Here is a 20419-nt window from a genome sequence, read left to right as displayed (position 1 = left end):
TTCCCCCACCGGTGTTCGTTCGTCACCTATGTACGCCGATCTCGGCGATTCGTGTACACAGGTGGCGAACGAACCGCCTTTGAGAGTGAGGCCGAGAGGGGTCACCAGGTGCGCAGCGCGTCGGCGACCTCTGCGTAGACGGATGCCGGCAGCGCGAGGTGCACGGCCTCGGCGAGCGTCAGCTCGGCGCCGGCGGCCTCGCCGGCCTCGACGCTCGCCGGATCGCGGCCACGGAGGATCTCGAGGTACGGGGTGTGCACGGTGAACGCCTCGACGTCGAAGATGCCGATGCGGCGGCGGATCTCGCCCGCGGCCACCGCGAGCGCGGCGGCGCGCCACGCCTCGCCGTGCGCCGCCGCGACCGCGCACACGCCCTCGAGTCCGTACGCGACGCCTTCGTCGTAGTGCAACCGGATCGACAGCAGCAGCGTGTGGACGAACTCCTCCTCGGCCCGCTCGATGCGACCGAGCTGGAAGTTCAGGCGTGAGCGCAGATTGCCCGCGACGGATGTCGTGAACAGGTCGTCGCCGGCCTCGGCGACCTCGGTCGCGCGATCGAAGTGGGCCAGCGCGTCGTCGGTCGCGCCGCGCACCCACGCGAGGCGCCCGAGTGAGACCTCGGTGATCGCCTCGGCCCACCCGTTCCCCAGCTCCCGCAGCTTCGTCACGGCGGCGCGCAGCTCTGCCTCGGCTTTGTCGGCGTCGGGGTCGGACAGCTGCACACGCGCCGTCGCGCGCGCCGCGAGCGCCATGGCAGCGGCATCCTGATCCCCGCTCTCGGTGAACAGCCGCACGCACTCGCCGAGGCCGGCGACCACCTGCTCGCTCGGGCGCTGCCACATCTCGCCCCACAGCGCGAAGAACCAGGCGACGGCCCGGGTGTGCTGTGTGATGGGCTGCTCATGCTGCTTCTCGAGCAGCTCGAGCATCCACAGCCGCACCTCGGCGAAGAAGCCCGAGATCCACCAGTAGATGAGCAGGCTCCACGCGAAGTCCCCGGCGTCGTCGAGCCGGTTCGTGTACACGAGGTGGCGCACGGCGGCGCGGAGGTTCGGCAGCTCCAGGCCGAGGCGCGCGACGGCCTCGGCCTGACCGAGACCGCCGAGGTCGGGTGCGACGCTTTTGACGAGGCGGCAGTAGTGGTCGGCGTGCGCGAGCCGGACGCGGTCGGCATCGCCGCGCGCTTTGAGCCGGCCGAGGGCGTACTCCCGCACGATCGCGAGCAGCGCGAAGACACGACGGCCGCCCATGTCGTGCTGCTTGACCAGCGAGCCGTCCACGAGCGCCGCCAGAGCGTCGATCGCCTGACCGTCCCATGAGCGGCCCGAGCCGATCGCCTCGACTGCGTCGAGCGTGAAGCGCGTCGCGAAGACGCCGAGGTCCTCCAGCAGATCCCGTTGCTCCTCGGGCAGCAGGCTGACGCTCCAGTCGATCGTGGCGCGCATGGTGCGGTGGCGCTCGGGAAGGTCGCGCACCGCCGCCGTCAGGAGCGGAAGGCTCTCGCCGAGCCGTTCCGCGATACCCGCGGGGCTCAGGATGCGCACCTTCGCCGCCGCCAGCTCGATCGCCAGCGGCAGTCCCTCCAGCGAGCGGCAGATGTCGGCGAGCGCACCCGCGTTGTCGGCCGTGACCCCGAACGCCGGGTCGATCGCCTGTGCGCGATCGACGAAGAGGGCGACGGCGGCCGTCCGGGTGTCGGGGTCGAGACTGGCCGGCGCGTGGCCGACCGGCGTCGTGAGCGCCGGCACCTCGTACACGCGCTCGCCGCGGATGCGCAGCACGATGCGGCTCGTCACGAGGAAGGTCGCGGTCGGCGCGACGTTGTACAGGCGCACCAGCGCGGGCGCCGCCTCGACGATCTGCTCGAAGTTGTCGAGCACGATCAGCACCTTGCGCTCGGCGAGCGCGTGCGCGATGCGCTCCTCGAGCGCGGCTTCGCCGTTGTCGCGGATGCCGAGGTAATAGGCGATCGTCGGCAGCAGCAGGCCTGCCTCGAGCACGCCCTCCAGCAGCACGAAGTACACGCCGTCGGGGTAGAGCTCCTCGCATGCGAGCGCGGTCTCGATGGCGAGCCGGCTCTTGCCGATGCCGCCCGGGCCGATGAGGCTCACGACGCGGTCCGTGCCGCGAGCCAGCAGATCGCGTACGGCCGTGATGTCGGCATCCCGCCCGATCGTGGTCGTGTACGGGACAGGCACCTTCCCGACGAGAGATCCCCCCGCTTCGGGCGGGTCGATCTCGGCCAGTCGCGACTCGTCGAAGCGCTCGGCGAGCAGCATCGCAAGATCGGCCGCGACCTGATCCTCGAGGTCCTCGGCGCGCTCGAAGTGCAGATACGCGGCGGTGTCGTCGGCCTGGATACGGGCAATGAGCCCGGCGAGGCGCTCTTCGCGCTGCTCGGCGGCTTTGACGTAGATGAGCTTGGGCATCGCGCGCGGCGCGAGGTTGTACTCGTCCTCGAGTCCCGACACCTCTTCGTCGGGCGCGATCCACCCGTAGCTCGATCCGTAGATGCCGACGAAGACGTCGCTCTGCGCGAGGTAGGAGCGATACAGCTCCCGCGGCGGATGCGGCCTCGCCCCCAGCTCGAACATCACCGGCGCGAGCCGCAGCCGCTCGATGGCCGCCCTGACCGCTTCGCGCTCCTCAGCGAGCTCGCGCAACGTCGAGCTCACGAACACCCGGAGCCGCTGGTCGGGAGTGCGGATCACGGGGTGCCGTACCCCAGTCATGTGCACATCATGGACCCTGTGGGACCGTTCCCGCCATCCTCCTGTCCGTCAAGACCCCCGGGACGACCCCCGGCGCCGCCGGCTCGACCCTGGTGATGCGCAGTGAACCGGGCGCCGGGGCTGTGCTGAGGCTGGGCGTGCGCGTTACGCTGATCCTGTCCGAGGCGAGCCCGACGCCGACCGGACAGGCGACACCGCCGGGGAGTGGGGGAGACGGGTCGTGAGCGGCAACCGCGCAGGCTCCACCCGTGTGCTGGCGAGGGCCGGCGTGGCCGTCGGGATCGCTCTGGTCCTCGTGGCCGCGGTGTGGCTGACCAACCTCAGCCGCGTGTCGATGGCCCAGCGATCGGAGCCGGTCGAGGCGCCGACCACCGCGATAGAGGTGTCGGGCGAGGTCGGTTCCGGAGCAGGCGCCGAATCCTCCGAGGCGGCGCCGGCGCCCGCCGCAGTGCGCGTGCGAGTCGACGACGCGTGGAGCAGCCGCGTCGCGTCCGCCACCGGCATCCCGCGCCGCGCTCTGGACGCCTACGCGGCCGCCGAGCTCGTCATCGACGCCGAGCAGCCGGGGTGCGGCGTCGGCTGGAACACCCTGGCCGGAATCGGCGCGATCGAGACCGACCACGGCCGCCACGGCGGTGCGGTGCTCGGCGACGAGGGCTACCCCATGCCGGCGATCCGGGGCCCGCAGCTGGACGGCAACGGCAACGCCGCGATCGCCGACACCGACGGCGGCGCATGGGACGGCGACACGGTGTGGGACCGCGCCGTCGGTCCGATGCAGTTCATCCCCGACACGTGGTCGCGGTGGGGGGCCGACGCCAACGGCGACGGCGCGAGCGATCCCAATCAGATCGACGACGCCGCGCTCGCCGCGGCCAGGTACCTGTGCCACTCGGGCGAGATGTCGAGCGTCGACGGCTGGCGCACGGCGATCTTCAGCTACAACCATCTCGACGTCTACGTCGACGACGTCGCCGCCATGGCGAACTCGTACGCGCTGGCGGCAGGATGAGCGCCCCGGCCGATCCGTTCCGCGACGTGCATCGCGCGAACCGGCGGCGCGTGGCCGTCCGCGGGCTCGTGGTCGGCTTGGCCGCTTCGGCGATCGCCGCCGCCGGGTGGATCCTGCCCGGTGCCGTGGCCGCCTCGCCGTCGTCCGTGACCGCGCAGCCTGCCGCGACGGCGGCGGCCGTCGATACCGTTCCGGCGCCCGGGCCCGCTGCCGGCGAGACAGCGCCAGTAGGGACGGATCCGGATGCTGTCGCCCCGGTGGAGGCGGGACCGGATGCCGCCACGCCGCCGACCCCGGACGCGCTCGCCGCACCGCCCGCGGTCCCCTCGCCGCCGCCGGTGGAGTCGCCTCCCGCGCCGCTGCCGATCACCCCGGCCGTCCACACGATCGGCATCCACACCAGCGGCTACCAAGCCGAGCTCGACCAGTGCCTGTGGGTGCGCATGGATCTGGCCGGCGCAAGCGCCCCCATCGTCGGCGCCCACAACAACTGCGGCGGCGACGTCGTGCTCGGGCTCGAGCCGGGCCAGCTCGTCGACCTCGCCGGTCAGGGGCTGGACGGCCGCTACGCGGTCGCCGGGAGCAGGGATGGCCGCCCCGGTCAGAACGCGGCAGAGGCCACCGCCGGCTTCGGCGCCGCGGTCATCCTGCAGACCTGCTACTTCGAGGGCCCCGACGTGCGACTGGTGGCCCTCGTCCCCGTTCCCTGACGCGCGCCGCGAGAGCGGGTCTTCCCGCGGGGAGCGGGAGGGCGTAGCTTGTGCGCCGGGGAGGGCCGCATCCGCGGCTCCGAATCTGGGAGGTAGGAACATGAAGCGACTGGTCACAGGCTGCGTTCTCGCGCTGGGGCTCGTGCTGGCAGGAGCCGGCGCGGCGAACGCAGGGGAGGCCACCGGCAACGGCGGCGAGGCGCAAGGGGCATCCCACGCCTCGTCCGAGTGCGCGTTCAGCGGACAGGACACGGTGGACTCCGTCGAGGGGAACCCGGAGGGCTTCGACGACGACGCCCTCGCGATGCGGGGCAACCAGAAGCACGGCTACCACGGCATCCAGAGCTACGGGATGTTCGTGAGCGCCGGCATCGACGTCGGGGTCAACCCCGGGCTCGCCTGCCGCGGCAACGCAGGGCACTAGCACTCCGCTTGCGTGCACGGCAGGGGCGCCGTGCACGCAGGCGCGGGCCGTGGAGCGGGCTTATACCGCAGCATCCGGAACTTTTCAAGAATCAAGTGGACACGGCGCGTCATCGGGCGTATAGTGGGTCCTTGCGCTCTTGGATTCCCCCTGCCCTCATATGGTGGTCGGCTGTGCCTGCGCCCCCTTGCTCATCGCGAGGTGTGCCGCGCGGGTTTCGGGGACCAGAGCACTCCACCTGACGACAAGGAAACGAGCCCCACCGGGCCCACGGAGGTAATCCCCTTGGCTGCTGCGCGCAACGCATCCAACCCCACCACCACCCTCAAGAACGGACGCGGAGCATCCCGCCTCTCGTTCGCCAAGATCTCCGACACGCTGACGGTCCCCGACCTTCTCGCGCTGCAGACCGAGTCGTTCGACTGGCTGGTCGGCAACGAGGCATGGAAGGCGCGCGTCGCGGACGCGAAGGCCGCCGGTCGCACCGACGTGCCCGAGGTCAGCGGTCTCGAGGAGATCTTCGAGGAGATCTCGCCGATCGAGGACCTGAGCGAGACGATGCAGCTCTCGTTCACGAACCCGTACCTCGAGCCCGAGAAGTACTCCATCGAGGAGTGCAAGGAGCGCGGCAAGACGTACGCGGCCCCGCTCTACGTCGAGGCCGAGTTCATGAACCACCAGACCGGTGAGATCAAGACCCAGACGGTCTTCATGGGCGACTTCCCGCTCCAGACCGGCAAGGGCACGTTCATCATCAACGGCACCGAGCGTGTCGTCGTGTCGCAGCTCGTCCGTTCGCCCGGCGTCTACTTCGACAAGACCCCCGACAAGACCTCCGACAAGGACATCGTGTCGGCGCGCGTCATCCCCAGCCGTGGTGCATGGCTCGAGTTCGAGATCGACAAGCGCGACCAGGTCGGCGTGCGCATCGACCGCAAGCGCAAGCAGTCCGTCACCGTGTTCCTCAAGGCGCTGGGCCTGACCTCGGAAGAGATCCTCACCGAGTTCGCCGGCTTCGAGTCCATCGAGGAGACGCTGTCGAAGGACACCATCCTCACCAAGGAAGACGCGCTGCGCGACATCTACCGCAAGCTGCGTCCGGGCGAGCAGGTGGCCGCCGAGGCCGCCCGCGCGCTGCTGGACAACTTCTACTTCAACCCGAAGCGCTACGACCTGGCCAAGGTGGGTCGCTACAAGATCAACCACAAGCTCGGCCTCGACAAGCCGCTGTCGGACTCGGTGCTCACCGTCGACGACATCGTCGCGACCATCAAGTACCTGGTGCGCCTGCACCGCGGCGACGTCACGTTCGACGGCGTGCGCGGTGGCAAGACGGCCGAGATCCGTCTCGACATCGACGACATCGACAACTTCGGCAACCGTCGCATCCGCGCGGTGGGCGAGCTCATCCAGAACCAGGTCCGCACCGGTCTGTCGCGCATGGAGCGCGTCGTCCGCGAGCGCATGACCACGCAGGACATCGAGGCGATCACGCCGCAGACCCTGATCAACGTCCGCCCCGTCGTGGCCGCGATCAAGGAGTTCTTCGGAACCTCGCAGCTGTCGCAGTTCATGGACCAGAACAACCCGCTCGCGGGTCTGACCCACAAGCGCCGCCTGTCGGCGCTCGGCCCCGGTGGTCTGTCGCGTGAGCGCGCGGGCGTCGAGGTCCGTGACGTCCACCCCTCGCACTACGGCCGCATGTGCCCGATCGAGACGCCGGAAGGCCCGAACATCGGCCTCATCGGATCGCTCGCCTCGTTCGCGCGGATCAACGCGTTCGGCTTCATCGAGACGCCGTACCGTCGCGTGGTCAACGGCAAGGTCACCGACCAGATCGACTACCTGACGGCCTCGGAAGAGAGCGACTACATCGTCGCGCAGGCCGGTGTCGAGCTGAAGGCCGACGGCAGCTTCGCGCAGGACCGCGTCCTCGCACGTCGCGGCCAGGGTGGCGAGGTCGACCTGTTCCACGCCGAGGAGATCGGCTACATGGACGTCTCGCCGCGCCAGATGGTGTCGGTGGCGACCTCGCTGATCCCGTTCCTCGAGCACGACGACGCCAACCGCGCCCTCATGGGTGCCAACATGCAGCGTCAGGCAGTCCCGCTGCTGCGCTCGGAGTCGCCTGTGGTCGGCACCGGCATGGAGGGCTACGCCGCGATCGACGCCGGTGACGTCGTCACCGCCGAGAAGGCCGGTGTGGTCATCGAGGTCTCGGCCGACGTCGTGACCGTGCAGCTGGACGAGGGCGGCACGCAGGACTACTTCCTGCGCAAGTTCGACCGCTCCAACCAGGGCACGAGCTACAACCAGCGCGTCATCGTCTCGGCGGGCGACCGTGTCGAGAAGGGCGAGGTCATCGCCGACGGACCGGCCACGGAGAACGGCGAGCTCGCGCTCGGCAAGAACCTCCTCGTCGCGTTCATGACGTGGGAGGGTCACAACTTCGAGGACGCGATCATCCTCAGCCAGGACCTCGTGAAGGACGACACCCTCTCTTCGATCCACATCGAGGAGTACGAGGTCGACGCCCGCGACACGAAGCTCGGCAAGGAGGAGATCACCCGCGACCTCCCCAACGTGAGCCCCGACCTGCTGAAGGACCTCGACGAGCGCGGCATCATCCGCATCGGCGCCGAGGTTCGCCCCGGCGACATCCTCGTCGGCAAGGTCACGCCCAAGGGCGAGACCGAGCTGTCGGCCGAGGAGCGTCTGCTCCGCGCGATCTTCAACGAGAAGAGCCGCGAGGTGCGCGACACGTCGCTCAAGGTGCCCCACGGTGAGCAGGGCACGATCATCGCCGTCAAGGAGTTCAACGCCGAGGACGGCGACGACGAGCTCGGCTCGGGCGTCAACCGCCGCGTCGTGGTCTACATCGCCCAGAAGCGCAAGATCACCGAGGGCGACAAGCTCGCCGGCCGCCACGGCAACAAGGGCGTCATCGCGAAGATCCTCCCCATCGAGGACATGCCCTTCCTCGCCGACGGCACCCCGGTCGACGTCATCCTCAACCCGCTCGGCATCCCCGGTCGAATGAACTTCGGCCAGGTCCTCGAGACCCACCTCGGGTGGATCGCCAAGCAGGGCTGGAAGGTCGAGGGCAACCCGGAGTGGGCCGCGCGCCTGCCCGAGGAGGCTCGTGAGGCCGCGCCCGGCACGAAGGTCGCGACCCCGGTGTTCGACGGTGCGTTCGAGGAGGAGATCGCGGGTCTGCTCGACTCGACGAACCCGACGCGCGACGGCGACCGGCTCATCGACTCGACGGGCAAGACGCTGCTGTACGACGGCCGCTCCGGCGAGCCGTTCCCGGCTCCGATCTCGGTCGGCTACATGTACATCCTGAAGCTGCACCACCTCGTGGACGACAAGATCCACGCGCGCTCGACGGGCCCGTACTCGATGATCACCCAGCAGCCGCTCGGTGGTAAGGCGCAGTTCGGCGGTCAGCGCTTCGGTGAGATGGAGGTGTGGGCCCTCGAGGCCTACGGCGCCGCGTACGCGCTCCAGGAGCTCCTCACGATCAAGTCCGACGACATCCTCGGCCGCGTCAAGGTGTACGAGGCGATCGTCAAGGGCGAGAACATCCAGGAGCCCGGCATCCCCGAGTCCTTCAAGGTGCTCATGAAGGAGATGCAGTCGCTCTGCCTGAACGTCGAGGTGCTCTCGGCCGACGGCACGGAGGTCAACCTGCGCGACACCGACGACGAGGCCTTCCGCGCCGCTGAAGAGCTCGGCATCAACATCTCCAGCCGTTTCGAGTCCTCGTCGATCGACGAGATCTGACCCGGCCAGGCAACGACAGAATTCCGACACAGGAGAACTGAGAACTAGTGCTCGAATCAACAACTTTCGATCAGCTTCGCATCGGCCTGGCCACCGCTGACGACATCCGTCGTTGGTCGTACGGTGAGGTCAAGAAGCCCGAGACCATCAACTACCGCACCCTGAAGCCCGAGAAGGACGGCCTCTTCGGAGAGCAGATCTTCGGGCCCTCCCGCGACTGGGAGTGCGCGTGCGGCAAGTACAAGCGCGTGCGCTTCAAGGGCATCGTGTGCGAGCGCTGCGGCGTGGAGGTCACCAAGTCCTCCGTCCGCCGTGAGCGCATGGGCCACATCGAGCTCGCCGCGCCGGTCACCCACATCTGGTACTTCAAGGGTGTGCCCTCGCGCCTCGGGTACCTGCTCGACATGGCGCCGAAGGACCTCGAGAAGGTCATCTACTTCGCCGCGTACATGGTCATCTCGGTCGACGAGGACGCGCGTCACCGCGACCTCGCGACGCAGGAGAACAACATCCGTCTCGAGCTGAAGACGCTCGGTGACCGCCGCGACGCGCGTGTCGCAGCCCGCCTCCAGAAGCTGGAGGAGGAGCTCGCCGCGCTCGAGGAGGAGGGTGCCAAGGCCGACCAGAAGAAGAAGGTCAAGGACGCCGCCGAGAAGGAGATGGCTCAGATCCGCAAGAACGCGGACGACCAGATCATCCGTCTCGAGAAGGTGTGGGAGGACTTCCGCACGCTCGAGGTCGGCCAGCTCAAGGGTGAAGACGAGATCTTCCACGAGCTGCAGGACCGCTTCGGTCAGTACTTCGAGGCCCACATGGGTGCGGAGTCGATCAAGCGTCGCCTCGAGGCGTTCGACCTGGCCGCCGAGTCGGAGAGCCTGCACCTGCAGATCTCCGAGGGCAAGGGCCAGCGCAAGATCCGTGCGATCAAGCGCCTGAAGGTCGTCAACTCGTTCCTGCAGACCGGCATGAGCCCGGCCTCGATGGTGCTCGACGTCGTCCCGGTGATCCCGCCGGAGCTGCGCCCGATGGTGCAGCTGGACGGTGGCCGCTTCGCGACCTCCGACCTGAACGACCTGTACCGTCGCGTGATCAACCGCAACAACCGTCTCCGTCGCCTGATCGATCTCGGTGCTCCCGAGATCATCGTCAACAACGAGAAGCGGATGCTGCAGGAGGCCGTCGACGCGCTGTTCGACAACGGCCGCCGCGGCCGTCCCGTCACGGGCACCGGCAACCGCGCGCTGAAGTCGCTGAGCGACATGCTCAAGGGCAAGCAGGGCCGGTTCCGCCAGAACCTGCTCGGCAAGCGCGTGGACTACTCGGGCCGTTCGGTCATCATCGTCGGTCCGCAGCTGAAGCTGCACCAGTGTGGTCTGCCCAAGCAGATGGCGCTGGAGCTGTTCAAGCCGTTCGTGATCAAGCGCCTGATCGACCTCGGTCACTCGCAGAACATCAAGGCCGCCAAGCGCGCCGTCGAGCGCACGCGTCCCGAGGTCTGGGACGTGCTCGAGGAGATCATCCGCGAGCGCCCCGTGCTGCTCAACCGCGCGCCCACGCTGCACCGTCTGGGTATCCAGGCCTTCGAGCCGCAGCTCGTGGAGGGCAAGGCCATCCAGCTGCACCCGCTCGTCTGCGCCGCCTTCAACGCGGACTTCGACGGCGACCAGATGGCCGTGCACCTGCCGCTGTCGGTCGAGGCCCAGGCCGAGGCCCGCATCCTGATGCTCGCCTCGAACAACATCCTGAAGCCGTCGGACGGCCGCCCGGTGACCCTGCCCTCGCAGGACATGATCATCGGCCTGCACCACCTGACCACGGTCAAGGAGGGCGCAGCCGGTGAGGGCCGCGTGTTCGGCTCGGTCGGCGAGGCGATCCTGGCCAAGGACGAGGGCACTCTCGACCTGCAGGCCAAGGTCCGCATCCGCGTCCCCGGCCTGACCTTCCTCGAGGGCGAAGCCCCCGAGGGCTACGAGCGCCACGGTCTCGTGGACGCCTCGCTCGGCCAGGCGATCTTCAACGACACGCTCCCCAAGGGCTACCCGTTCGTCCGCGAGCAGGCCGACAAGGGCAAGCTGTCGCAGATCGTGAACAAGCTGGCCGAGGAGTACCCCAAGGTGGAGGTCGCGGCATCCCTCGACCGCATCAAGGACGCCGGCTTCTACTGGGCCACCCGTTCGGGTGTCACGGTGGCGCTCAGCGACATCCTCACGCCCCCCAACAAGGGCGAGATCGTCGCGGAGTACGAGAAGCAGGCCGCCAAGGCTCAGGCTCAGTTCGAGAAGGGTCTCACGACCGACGCCGAGCGTCGCCAGGAGCTCATCAAGATCTGGACCGAGGCGACCGACAAGGTCCAGGCCGCGATGCGCGAGAACTTCCCCGAGGACAACACCATCAACCGCATGGTGTCGTCGGGTGCTCGTGGTAACTGGCTGCAGATCCGGAACATCGCCGGTATGCGAGGCCTGGTGAACAACCCCAAGGGTGAGATCATCCCCCGTCCGATCATCTCCTCGTACCGCGAGGGTCTGTCGGTGGCGGAGTACTTCATCGCGACGCACGGTGCCCGTAAGGGTCTGGCCGACACGGCCCTCCGTACGGCCGACTCGGGATACCTCACGCGTCGTCTCGTGGACGTCTCGCAGGATGTCATCATCCGCGAGGAGGACTGCGGCACGGCCAAGGGCCTGGAGTTCACCATCGCCGCGCCCGGCGCGGACGGCGAGCTCGTGCGCGACGCGAACGTCGAGAACTCGGTGTTCGCCCGCACGCTCGCGGCCGACGTCACGGCGCCCAACGGCGACGTGCTGGCGGCTGCCGGCGACGACGTGGGCGACGTGCTCATCGACAAGCTGGTCGGCGCGGGTGTCGAGTCCATCAAGGTGCGCTCGGTGCTCACGTGCGAGTCGGCGGTCGGCGTCTGCGCGAAGTGCTACGGCCGTTCGCTGGCCACCGGCAAGATCGTCGACATCGGCGAGGCCGTCGGCATCATCGCGGCCCAGTCGATCGGTGAGCCCGGAACGCAGCTGACGATGCGTACCTTCCACACCGGTGGTTCGGCGTCGGCGGATGACATCACGCAGGGTCTTCCCCGCGTGCAGGAGCTGTTCGAGGCCCGCACCCCCAAGGGCGCGTCGCCGATCGCGGAGGCCGACGGCCGCATCACGATCGACGAGACCGAGAAGAGCAAGAAGGTCATCCTCACGCCCGACAACGGCGACGAGCCGCACGTCTACCCCGTGCTCAAGCGCGCGACGCTGCTGGTCGAGGACGGCCAGCACGTCACGGTCGGCCAGCCGCTGCAGGTCGGAACGCTCGACCCCAAGGAGGTCATGCGCGTGCAGGGTGCCCGCGAGGTGCAGAAGTACCTCGTGAACGGCGTCCAGGGCGTGTACCGCTCGCAGGGTGTGCCGATCCACGACAAGCACATCGAGGTCATCGTCCGTCAGATGCTGCGCAAGGTCACCGTCGTCGACCACGGCGAGACCACGCTGCTGCCGGGTGAGCTGGTGGACTTCAAGCGCTACCAGAACATGAACCGCGAGGCTGTCGCCGAGGGCAAGCGCCCGGCGTCGGGTCGTCCGGAGCTGATGGGTATCACGAAGGCGTCGCTCGCGACGGAGTCGTGGCTGTCGGCCGCGTCGTTCCAGGAGACGACGCGCGTCCTCACCCAGGCGGCGATGGAGGGCAAGAGCGACCCGCTCGTCGGCCTCAAGGAGAACGTCATCATCGGAAAGCTCATCCCCGCCGGAACCGGACTTGCGAAGTACCGCAACGTCACGGTCGAGGCGACGGAGGAGGCCAAGAGCGAGCGGTACCCCAACCGCATCTTCGCCTCGGACGGCGCCTACTCGGATGCCGACCTGAGCTACGTCGACTTCGACAGCTTCTCCACCGACGGTTTCACGACCGACTACAACTAGACGCGACTCGGGTCAATGCGAGCGCTAGCCAGCGTTGACCCGAGGCGGGTCTAGATCGAGTAACGAGCGCCAGCAAGCGTATCGAGATCTCGATGCCTGCACGAAGGGCCCCGGTTCACCGGGGCCCTTCGTCGTGTGTGGACGGATGCCTCAGCCCGCCGGCTGCGACCCTCCGTACTGGCCGCCGGCCGCACCGGTCGTCGATCCGCCGCTCGACGAGTCACCGCCGGCTGATCCGCCGCTCGCTGAGCCGCCGCTCGACGGGCCGACGTTCTCCTTCACGTGGTCGGAGGCGACGCGCGCCTCCTCCTTGACCTCGTTCGCCGCGTCCTCGGCGCTCGCCTTCACCTGCTCGACGGCATCCCGCGCCGGCTGTTCCAGCCCGGCCGCCAGCTCGCGGGCGCTCTCTGCCGCACTGTCGACCAGGGGCTGCGCGGCGTCACGCAGCGAGCGGGCGATCCGCCGCTCGCTGTCGGTGGGCGGTGCCAGCGACGCGGCGACCCAGCCCAGGGCCAGCGCGGCGAGGCCCACGGCGAGCGGCGCGCCCTGCACCTTCCTCGCCGCGGCGCCGGGAAGATCCCCGATGCCGTGCGCCGCCGAGTCGGTGGCCGAGGCCACCGAGTCGCCGACGTCCTCCGCCACGCCCATGACGCGGCTCTTGACGTCGTCGACGGCGCGCCGCAGCCGGGTCTTCTGCCGCTCCATGACCTTGCTCGGCGTGACCTTGTCGGCCAGGGCGTCGACGTCGCGTCCGAGCTCGTCGCGCGTGACCTCGATGTCGGCACGGATCTGTTCGGTGTTGCTCATGATCGGTTCTCCTCGTTCCTCTTCAGTGCTTCGGGGATCTCTTTGACGGTCTCGACGGTGCGGGGCGCCCCGCGGACGGACTTGATGCGTTTCATGCCCACGGCGTACAGGACGCCGGCAATGATCGCCCACAGCACCGCCACGATGACGCCGGACCATCCGCCGCCGACGAGGGTGCCCAGAGCCCACCACAGTGCGATGGACAGGAACAGCAGCGTCATCATCGCCGCGTAGCCCGCCCCGCCGAGGAGCCCCGCGCCCGCGCCGGCCTTCTTGGCGGAATCCGCGAGCTCGGCCTTCGCGAGCTCCAGTTCCTTCCGCATCAGCTCCGACAGGTCGCGCGACACCTCGCCGACGAGCTCGCCGACGGATGTGGTCGCCGCCTTCTGCTGAGACGGCGTCGGCATGTCGGTCATCGCTGCGCCCCGCCGCTCGGCGACCACTCGTCCTGCGTGCCCGTACCCGTCTGAGGCACGTCGGGCCGGCTCATGCCTCGCCGCACGGTGGACGCGTCGCTCGCGCCCGCGGCGAGGGAGTCGCCGATCGGCGTTCCCCCGAGCGGCGCGCCGGTGCCTGTGGCCGAGCCGGTGGCCGCCTCGGTGCCGGCCGGCATGGATGCTCCGGTGCCCGTCGCTCCGCCCGTGCCCGTCGCTCCTGCTACGCCCACCGGTGTAGCCCGGGGGGCGCCACCCTGGGCACCGGCCGCTGAGCCGGATGCCCCGCCCGAACCGTCTCCGTCCGAGAGGAGCGCCCGCGTCAGCCGGCCGGCGACCAGCCCGACGCCCAGCGCGGCGACGAGGAAGACACCGGTGTGCCGGCGTGCGAATCCGCGGACTTCGCGCACCAGATCGCCCGGCTCGCGCTGCTCCAGCCACGACGCCGCGGACTTCGTCTGATCGCCGAGGCTGCGCACCAGGCCGGTCGCCAGACCGCTCCCGGACGAGGACCGCGACATCTCGGACAGCTCATCGCCGGTCGAGCGGAGGGCCTCCGCCGCTCGCTGCTGCTGTGCGGTGGCCTGCTCCGAGAGCTGCATCCGCGTCTCGTCGAAGAATCCGCGCGCCGCTTCCTTCGCGTCCCGGGCCACCCGGCCCGCCTCGTCGCCCGCGACCTCCGCCACGTGCATCGCGGCGGCGTCGACCTCGGCGACGGTCTCGACGGCGCGTTCGCGCGGGCCGCCGGCGTTCTCGCCACCCGCGGTGGATCCCATCTCCTGCGTTGTCATCTCGTGCTCCTTTGCTCGTGCCGACGCCGTGGACCGATCGGGGGAGGCCTGACCGGGTGCGCGTCGTCCCGATACCGTCGCCGCTCACCGTCGCCCGACCGAGGGGGTTCTTTCCGGCGGCACCGGGCAGTATCATCCGCTTCCCGCGGCCGACACGGGGCACTCGCTGCGCGCCGCGCCGGGGCATCCGTCGTCGCGGCTTACCGTGTAACCGGAGGTGGGGGCCTATGGCGCGGATCGGGGGGCGCAACTCGTGGATCGCCGTGCCCGCCGGCGTGATCTGCGCGGCGGTGGTCGGTGCGCTGGTGTGGCTGTCGCTGCCCATGGTGCCCGTCACGGTGGCGTGGATCGGCGAGACGCTGCGGCGCGCGACATCGCCCGCGCCCGCCACGACATCCGAGCCCTCGGCGGCGATGCAGGCCGCCGAAGGCGGCGCGATCGACTGCCGCACGCTGTACCCCGACGACCTGTGGAACGAGCTGACCTGGCGGGGCGGATCGCTGCTGAATCAGACAGCGACGCCGCCCGCGACCGAAGCCGCCTCGCTCGTGGAGGCGGTGACGCCCGACGTGCTGGTCACATGCGAGTGGAACTTCGCCTCGGGCAGCATCGTCACGACCCTGTCGCGCGTGCCGGCCGACGCGCGGCCGATCGCCGAGGCAGCCTTCGCGGGGCAGGGGTTCTCGTGCACGACGTCGGACGGGGCTCTGGTGTGCACGCGGACGCGAGGCGAGGTGCTCGAGGAGCACACCCTGCGCGACGACCTGTGGCTGGCGAGCGTCGAGTCGCCCTGGCATCCCGAGGACTACGGTCCCCGGCTGGACGGCAACGTGTGGGACTGAGCGGACTCCGCCGCTAGCCGAACAGACTCTCGACGATCGAGGCCGTGTACCCCGTGGGTGCGAGGTTCGAGAACCGCGTGTCGACGAGGATGTCGTCGCGCCAGAAGAGCGTGCGGCCGTCGGTGACCGGATACGTCTCGTTCTGCCAGGTCTTCTCGCAGCGCGTGCCGCCGTCCGGCGTGTAGCAGGTGAAGCCCTCCTCGTCCGCGAGCTGGTTGAGCATGTCCAGCTCCGGCCCTCGCGAGAGGTACGAGATGGTCGTGATGAGGCCGGTCGTGTCGGCGGCGGGGTCGCGCCAGACGCAGATCAGGCTGCCGTCGGACTGCGGCCCGGTGGGGGCGAAGGCCGCCGCGTTGAGCGGGATGCCGTCCAGCTGCGACAGCACGTCGTCGTCGACGATCGCGAGGCAGTCGTCGGGGATGTCGGCGCTCGCCGTCGCAGAGGGGGTGGGTGTCGCGCCGGGCGACGCCGTGCCGGACGCCGACGACGTGGGCGACGAGCTCGCGCGGCCGGTGTCATCGGGGTCGGCGCCGCCCGGGTCGGGGGCGCACGCCGAGAGCAGAGCGGCGACGAGAACGGATGCCGCGGCTGCGGCGAGCCGCGATGCTCGGAGTGCCATGGCGCCAGGGTAGGGGCATCCGCTCTGCACACCTGCTGCACCGCGCCGGAATCTCACGGCACGCCTCCGACGTGTGCGCGGGAGCGGCGGCTACTCTCGCACTGCGGGAACTGTCCCCGCGTGAGGAGTGCCTGCGATGAGTGACCCCAAGTCGTCCTACGGCGAGCCCGTCGAAGAGCCCGGCAACGTCGACGACGTCGTCGGTCGCGCCAACGAAGGCCTCGCCGAGGCGGAGGCCGCCCGGCGCGATGCCGCCGCGCGCTCCGCCGCGTCCGCCGAGACGGACGCGCCCGACACCACCGGCACCGCCGGTTCCGACGCCTCCGGCTCCGAGCCCGACGTCGCCTCGGCGGCTCCCGGCACCGCCGCGTCGACCGCTGACGCCCGTGCCGCCGACAGCACCCCCGCAGAGCCCGACCCGTGGGAGTCCGAGGAAGCGGCATCCCTCGACTACCGCAGCACGCCGTCCGACACGGCCGTGTACTCGTCCGCCGGCACTGACCACGCACCGACCGTCGTCGACGCCCCGGTGGTGACGCCGAGCGAGCCCGTCTCCGAGGGCGCGATCGGCAGTGCCGCCTTCGCTCCGCAGCCGATCTTCGTGCAGGCTCCCGAGGCGCCTCGCCCGCGGGGCAATCGTGGTGCGGCCGGCGCGATCGGCCTGCTCGCCGCGCTCGCGTTCGCCGTGCTGTACTTCGCCGCGTGGATGGGTTTCGGCGCGCTCGCCGGCGACGTCACCGGAGAGAACGTGGCGACCACGGCACTCGAGGCGCTCGGCACCTGGTCGCTGTGGATCCCGGTGATCGTGTTCTTCCTGGCCTTCTGGCTGCTCGGCGCGATCATCAACCGCGGCCGCTGGGGCGCGTGGGTCGTGTTCGGCCTGCTGGTGGGGATCGCCGCGTACGGCGGCCACATCCTGGGCGCGCTGTTCCAGGCGCCGTTCTGGATGCTCACCGCGCGCGAGGGGGCTGAGCTGGTCGAGGCCGAACTGCTGGCGCCGCTCGCGATCGCGGCGTTCGTGATCGGCCGCGAGCTGACGATCTGGTTCGGCGCGTGGGTCGCCGCCCGCGGCAAGCGGGTCACCGAACTCAACATCGAGGCGCAGCGCGAGTACGAGCGCACGCTCGAGGCCGGCCCGCAGCTCGTCCGCCAGTAGCCGTCGCGGATGTAGATGAGCGAGTCGCCGCAGGGTGAAGGCGGTCCCGTCCGCCCGCTCACGGCGCTCGCGTTCGCGACCATCGGTTTCGTGGCGCTCGCGATCTTCGGTCTCGGTATGACGAGCCTCGCGACCAGCGAGGACGTCATCGCGACCCCGGGCCTCGGGCAGATCCCGGGTGCGACCGGTGTTGCGCTGGCGACCCTCGCCTTCGCCGGCGGGCTGTGGGCCGCGATCGGAAGGGCGGACCGGACGGATGCCGCGACCCCGGCAGCCGCGGAAGCCCCGAGGTCTCCGCGGGGCGAAGACGGCTCGGGCCCTGGTCGGGGCGCCCGGCCGGGGCATCCGTCGTTCTGGGGCTCCGCGTGGACGACGCTGGCCTGCTTCGTGGCGTACGTCGGCGGCGTATGGCTCGCGGCGCTCGTGACCGGCGCGGACCTGGCCGTCGCGACCGCCGTCGCCGGGCGCCTCGCGACCTCGTGGTTCGGCGTGGCCGTCGCAGCCGCCGCGTTCGTGTGTTCGTGGTCGGGCATCGCGCTCGTGCGCACCCGTGCCCACCGCCCCCGCTGGCCCTGGGAGGACGCCTCCTAGCCCCCGCAACCCTGCGGTTCGTTCGTCACATGTGCACGCGAATCGCCCGATTCCGCGTACATCTGTGACGAACGAACCGGGGGGAGGCTACCGTGGAGCCGTGGAGCGGTCGCTCGAGACCCAGGTCAGCCAGGCGGTGGACGCCTGGCTCGCGTGGCTTCCCCGCTGGGAGCCCGCGACGCACCGTGGGCGGGTGGCGCCGTGCCGCCGCTGCTTCGGATCGCCGGTGCTGTCGGCCGCAGGGCTCGGCGCCGATGTGCCGCACGGTGTGCAACACGGACTCTCGACCCGCATCAAGACGATCGTCGACCGGGCGGTCGCCGAGTACACGTCGCTGAACCTGCCGATGCTGCAGGCCGAGCTCGACCAGCAGGCGGCGCGCAACCGCGCGCGCAGCTACCGGCCGGCCGAGGGCCTCGACCCCGAGTTCGAGGGTCTGCCGCTCGATCCCGATCCCGTGCCCGGTGCGCCGTTCCTGTTCACGATCGCGGGCATGGCAGAAGAGGCGGCCGCCGGAATTCCGGCGCTTCCGCCGCTGACCGAGGAGGCCAAGGCGGCCCTGCGGCAGGAGGTCGGCCTCGCCGACGACTACGCCAACATGGTCGGGCGCGAGGTCTGCACGATTCTGCTCCACCACCGGCTGCGGATCCAGGCGGCGGTGACCGAGTTCGTCGAGCCGCAGATCGAGGCGATGCTCGCCGAGCTGACGCGCTCTCTCGATGCCCCGTTCGACCCGAACGATCCGCAGCTGCCCTGAGGCGCGGCATCCGTCGTCCTTCGTTCGCCCCACCCGCCCCGCACCTGCCTCGCGCCTGCCCCGCGCCCTCAGCCCGATCGGCCGCTCACCCCTCCGGGCCGGTTGCGAAAACACCAGTCCGTAACGACGACACGCCGACGACGGATGCCAGGGCTCGGCGTGTCGGGTGACGCACTGGTGTTTTCGCAACCGGGCAAGGCACGCGAGACTCCTGGCGCGGCGATCGGCTCCTCCACAGGGGGTGTACGGCGGGACTTCTGCACAGATCTGGCCGAGCCGCACCACCATGATCCGGGCGCGAGCAGGCTCGTCGTCATGTCGGTCGAATCAGCCGTCGAGGCCGTCCGCGCTCTGGGCGGCACTGCGCGGACGTCGCAATTGGTGAGGCCGGGCGTCGGCCGCAGCGACCTCACGCACGCTGTACGGGAGGGGCGGCTGCTCCGACCGCGGAACGGCGTCTACGCACTCCCTGACACCACACCCGCGGTCATCGAAGCGCTCAGCCATCGAGGGCGGGTGGCGTGCGTCAGCGCGGGGCGGGCGTGGGGCTTGTGGATCCTGGACGACGACGATGAGGATGACGATGACGAGGGCGAACGGGTCCATACGTGGGTGCGCCCCGGCCACCATCCGACACGGCTGGTCATCGATCCGGACCTCGAGGGGGAGTCGTGCTGCGTGTTCCACCGCGACATCCCGGTCGACGACCTCGCATTGGACTGAGTGGGCGTCATCCAGTGCCTTCTTCAGATCCTTCGGTGCAGGGGGCGTGAAGTCTTCTTCGCCGCCCTCGAATCCGCACGCCGGCAACGGCTCCTCGATCGCTCGGGACGGGAGAGACTTCGCGGCCTCGTACCCGAGGAGTGGCGCTGGTTGGTCGACTTCGCCCGCAGCGACGCCGACAGCGGTCTCGAGTCGCTGCTCCGCCTCCGACTGCATCGGCACGGCATCTCCGTCGCGAGCCAGGTCGAGATACCCGGCGTGGGCAGGGTGGACTTCGTGCTCGGCGACTGCCTGATCATCGAGGCCGACGGTGGCACCCACGACGGACCGGCCAGACACCGCGATCGCGTTCGGGATGCCGCGGCCATGGCTCTCGGGTTCGTGACGCTCCGACTGGACTATGCGCTGATCATCCACGACTGGGAGCTCGTCGAGAGCGCGATCCTCGCGGCGGTCGCCCGCAATCTTCACCGGAGCATCGCCGGCCTCACCTGGTGACCGGCCGGGCCGCGGCATCCGTCGTCTGTTCTGGCTCGGGGCCCCTTGCCGCCTCACCCGGGTGCGAAAACACCAGTCCGTAACGACGACGCGCCGGTGACGGATGCCTCGGCCCGGCGTGTCGCGCGACGGACTGGTGTTTTCGCAAGCGGGCCGGGGGAGAGCGGCGGGCCGCGGGGAGCGTGGGCTTCGCGACGGGGCGGCCCGCGGCATCCGTCGTTCCCTTGCTGGCTCGGCGCCCCTTGTTGCCTCACCCGGGTGCGAAAACACCAGTCCGTAACGACGACGCGCCGGTGATGGATGCCTCGGCCCGGCGCGCCGGGTGACGCACTGGTGTTTTCGCAAGCGGGCCGGCAAAGGCGCGGGCCGCGGGACGCAGCATCCGTCGTCTGTCCCGGCTCACGGCCCTGCTGCCTCACCTGGGTGCGAAAACACCAGTCCGTAACGACGGCGCGCCGGTGACGGATGCTTGGGCCCGGCGTGTCGGGTGACGCACTGGTGTTTTCGCATCGACGCCGCCGGGTACAAGGGGCATGGTGTGAGGGGCGACGGGAGGGGTGTGCGCGGCACTCTCGCAGGTGGCTTTGTTAGCATTGCCGAGTTTGCTGCCGCTTCTC

At 70.1% G+C, this 20419-nt stretch carries 16 protein-coding genes; 11 read left to right on the top strand and 5 right to left on the bottom strand.

What is annotated here, in order from left to right; genetic code table 11:
• Positions 1-101 precede the first annotated feature (101 nt).
• On the bottom strand, positions 102-2732 hold the full coding sequence (locus HF576_RS11145; RefSeq protein WP_168912901.1) for an ATP-binding protein: 2631 nt from the start codon (positions 2730-2732) through the stop codon (positions 102-104).
• 220 nt (positions 2733-2952) lie between these two features.
• Here HF576_RS11145 and HF576_RS11140 point away from each other — a divergent pair, with 220 nt between their 5' ends.
• The 5 genes from HF576_RS11140 to rpoC all read left to right on the top strand — a co-directional run bounded on the left by HF576_RS11140 (position 2953) and on the right by rpoC (position 12584).
• A complete protein-coding gene (locus HF576_RS11140; protein ID WP_343234245.1) occupies positions 2953-3744 on the top strand; it encodes a lytic transglycosylase domain-containing protein in 792 nt (263 codons plus the stop codon).
• Positions 3741-4454, top strand: a complete 714-nt coding sequence (locus HF576_RS11135; RefSeq protein ID WP_168912900.1) for a hypothetical protein — start codon at positions 3741-3743, stop codon at positions 4452-4454. The genes HF576_RS11140 and HF576_RS11135 overlap by 4 nt, the downstream gene beginning before the upstream one ends.
• Before the next feature lie 100 nt (positions 4455-4554).
• Positions 4555-4878, top strand: a complete 324-nt coding sequence (locus HF576_RS11130) for a hypothetical protein (protein ID WP_168912899.1) — start codon at positions 4555-4557, stop codon at positions 4876-4878.
• 285 nt (positions 4879-5163) lie between these two features.
• A complete protein-coding gene (gene rpoB, locus HF576_RS11125) occupies positions 5164-8664 on the top strand; it encodes a DNA-directed RNA polymerase subunit beta (RefSeq protein ID WP_168912898.1) in 3501 nt (1166 codons plus the stop codon).
• Between the two features lie 47 nt (positions 8665-8711).
• Positions 8712-12584 carry a DNA-directed RNA polymerase subunit beta' gene (rpoC, locus tag HF576_RS11120; RefSeq protein WP_168912897.1) on the top strand — a complete coding sequence of 1291 codons (3873 nt, stop codon included), beginning with the start codon at positions 8712-8714 and terminating at the stop codon, positions 12582-12584.
• 150 nt (positions 12585-12734) lie between these two features.
• Here rpoC and HF576_RS11115 read toward each other — a convergent pair whose 3' ends face one another.
• The 3 genes from HF576_RS11115 to HF576_RS11105 are packed head-to-tail and all read right to left on the bottom strand — an operon-like array spanning position 12735 to position 14616.
• Complete coding sequence (locus HF576_RS11115; RefSeq protein WP_168912896.1) at positions 12735-13391, bottom strand: DUF3618 domain-containing protein; 657 nt, start codon at positions 13389-13391, stop codon at positions 12735-12737.
• Entirely contained in the window at positions 13388-13807 is a 420-nt protein-coding gene (locus tag HF576_RS11110; RefSeq protein WP_168912895.1) for a phage holin family protein, read from the bottom strand. Before HF576_RS11110 ends, HF576_RS11115 begins: the two co-directional genes overlap by 4 nt.
• Positions 13804-14616 (bottom strand): hypothetical protein, encoded by an 813-nt coding sequence (locus tag HF576_RS11105; RefSeq protein ID WP_205835176.1) that lies wholly within the window; start codon positions 14614-14616, stop codon positions 13804-13806. The genes HF576_RS11110 and HF576_RS11105 overlap by 4 nt, the downstream gene beginning before the upstream one ends.
• 227 nt (positions 14617-14843) lie before the next feature.
• On the opposite strand from HF576_RS11105, the gene HF576_RS11095 reads away from it, so the two are divergent.
• Positions 14844-15458, top strand: coding sequence for a hypothetical protein (locus tag HF576_RS11095; RefSeq protein ID WP_168913044.1), 615 nt, complete (start codon positions 14844-14846; stop codon positions 15456-15458).
• A 13-nt stretch (positions 15459-15471) separates the two neighbouring features.
• Here HF576_RS11095 and HF576_RS11090 read toward each other — a convergent pair whose 3' ends face one another.
• The gene (locus HF576_RS11090) at positions 15472-16077 is read right to left on the bottom strand and encodes a hypothetical protein (RefSeq protein ID WP_168912893.1); all 606 of its coding nucleotides are present in this window, start codon (positions 16075-16077) and stop codon (positions 15472-15474) included.
• 136 nt (positions 16078-16213) lie between these two features.
• On the opposite strand from HF576_RS11090, the gene HF576_RS11085 reads away from it, so the two are divergent.
• The 5 genes from HF576_RS11085 to HF576_RS11065 all read left to right on the top strand — a co-directional run bounded on the left by HF576_RS11085 (position 16214) and on the right by HF576_RS11065 (position 19802).
• Positions 16214-17233, top strand: coding sequence for an ABC transporter (locus HF576_RS11085; RefSeq protein WP_168912892.1), 1020 nt, complete (start codon positions 16214-16216; stop codon positions 17231-17233).
• Between the two features lie 15 nt (positions 17234-17248).
• Positions 17249-17824, top strand: a complete 576-nt coding sequence (locus tag HF576_RS11080; protein WP_168912891.1) for a hypothetical protein — start codon at positions 17249-17251, stop codon at positions 17822-17824.
• 100 nt (positions 17825-17924) lie between these two features.
• Positions 17925-18581, top strand: a complete 657-nt coding sequence (locus tag HF576_RS11075; RefSeq protein WP_168912890.1) for a spermidine/putrescine ABC transporter substrate-binding protein — start codon at positions 17925-17927, stop codon at positions 18579-18581.
• 315 nt (positions 18582-18896) lie between these two features.
• On the top strand, positions 18897-19304 hold the full coding sequence (locus HF576_RS11070) for a type IV toxin-antitoxin system AbiEi family antitoxin domain-containing protein (protein WP_168912889.1): 408 nt from the start codon (positions 18897-18899) through the stop codon (positions 19302-19304).
• Between the two features lie 150 nt (positions 19305-19454).
• Positions 19455-19802 (top strand): endonuclease domain-containing protein, encoded by a 348-nt coding sequence (locus tag HF576_RS11065; RefSeq protein ID WP_168912888.1) that lies wholly within the window; start codon positions 19455-19457, stop codon positions 19800-19802.
• Positions 19803-20419 lie beyond the last annotated feature (617 nt).

The organism is Microbacterium salsuginis, assembly GCF_012524205.1.
Lineage (GTDB): Bacteria > Actinomycetota > Actinomycetes > Actinomycetales > Microbacteriaceae > Microbacterium > Microbacterium salsuginis.
The sequence above is the reverse complement of the archived record's forward strand: the minus strand, read 5'-3'. Positions and strand labels throughout refer to the sequence as shown.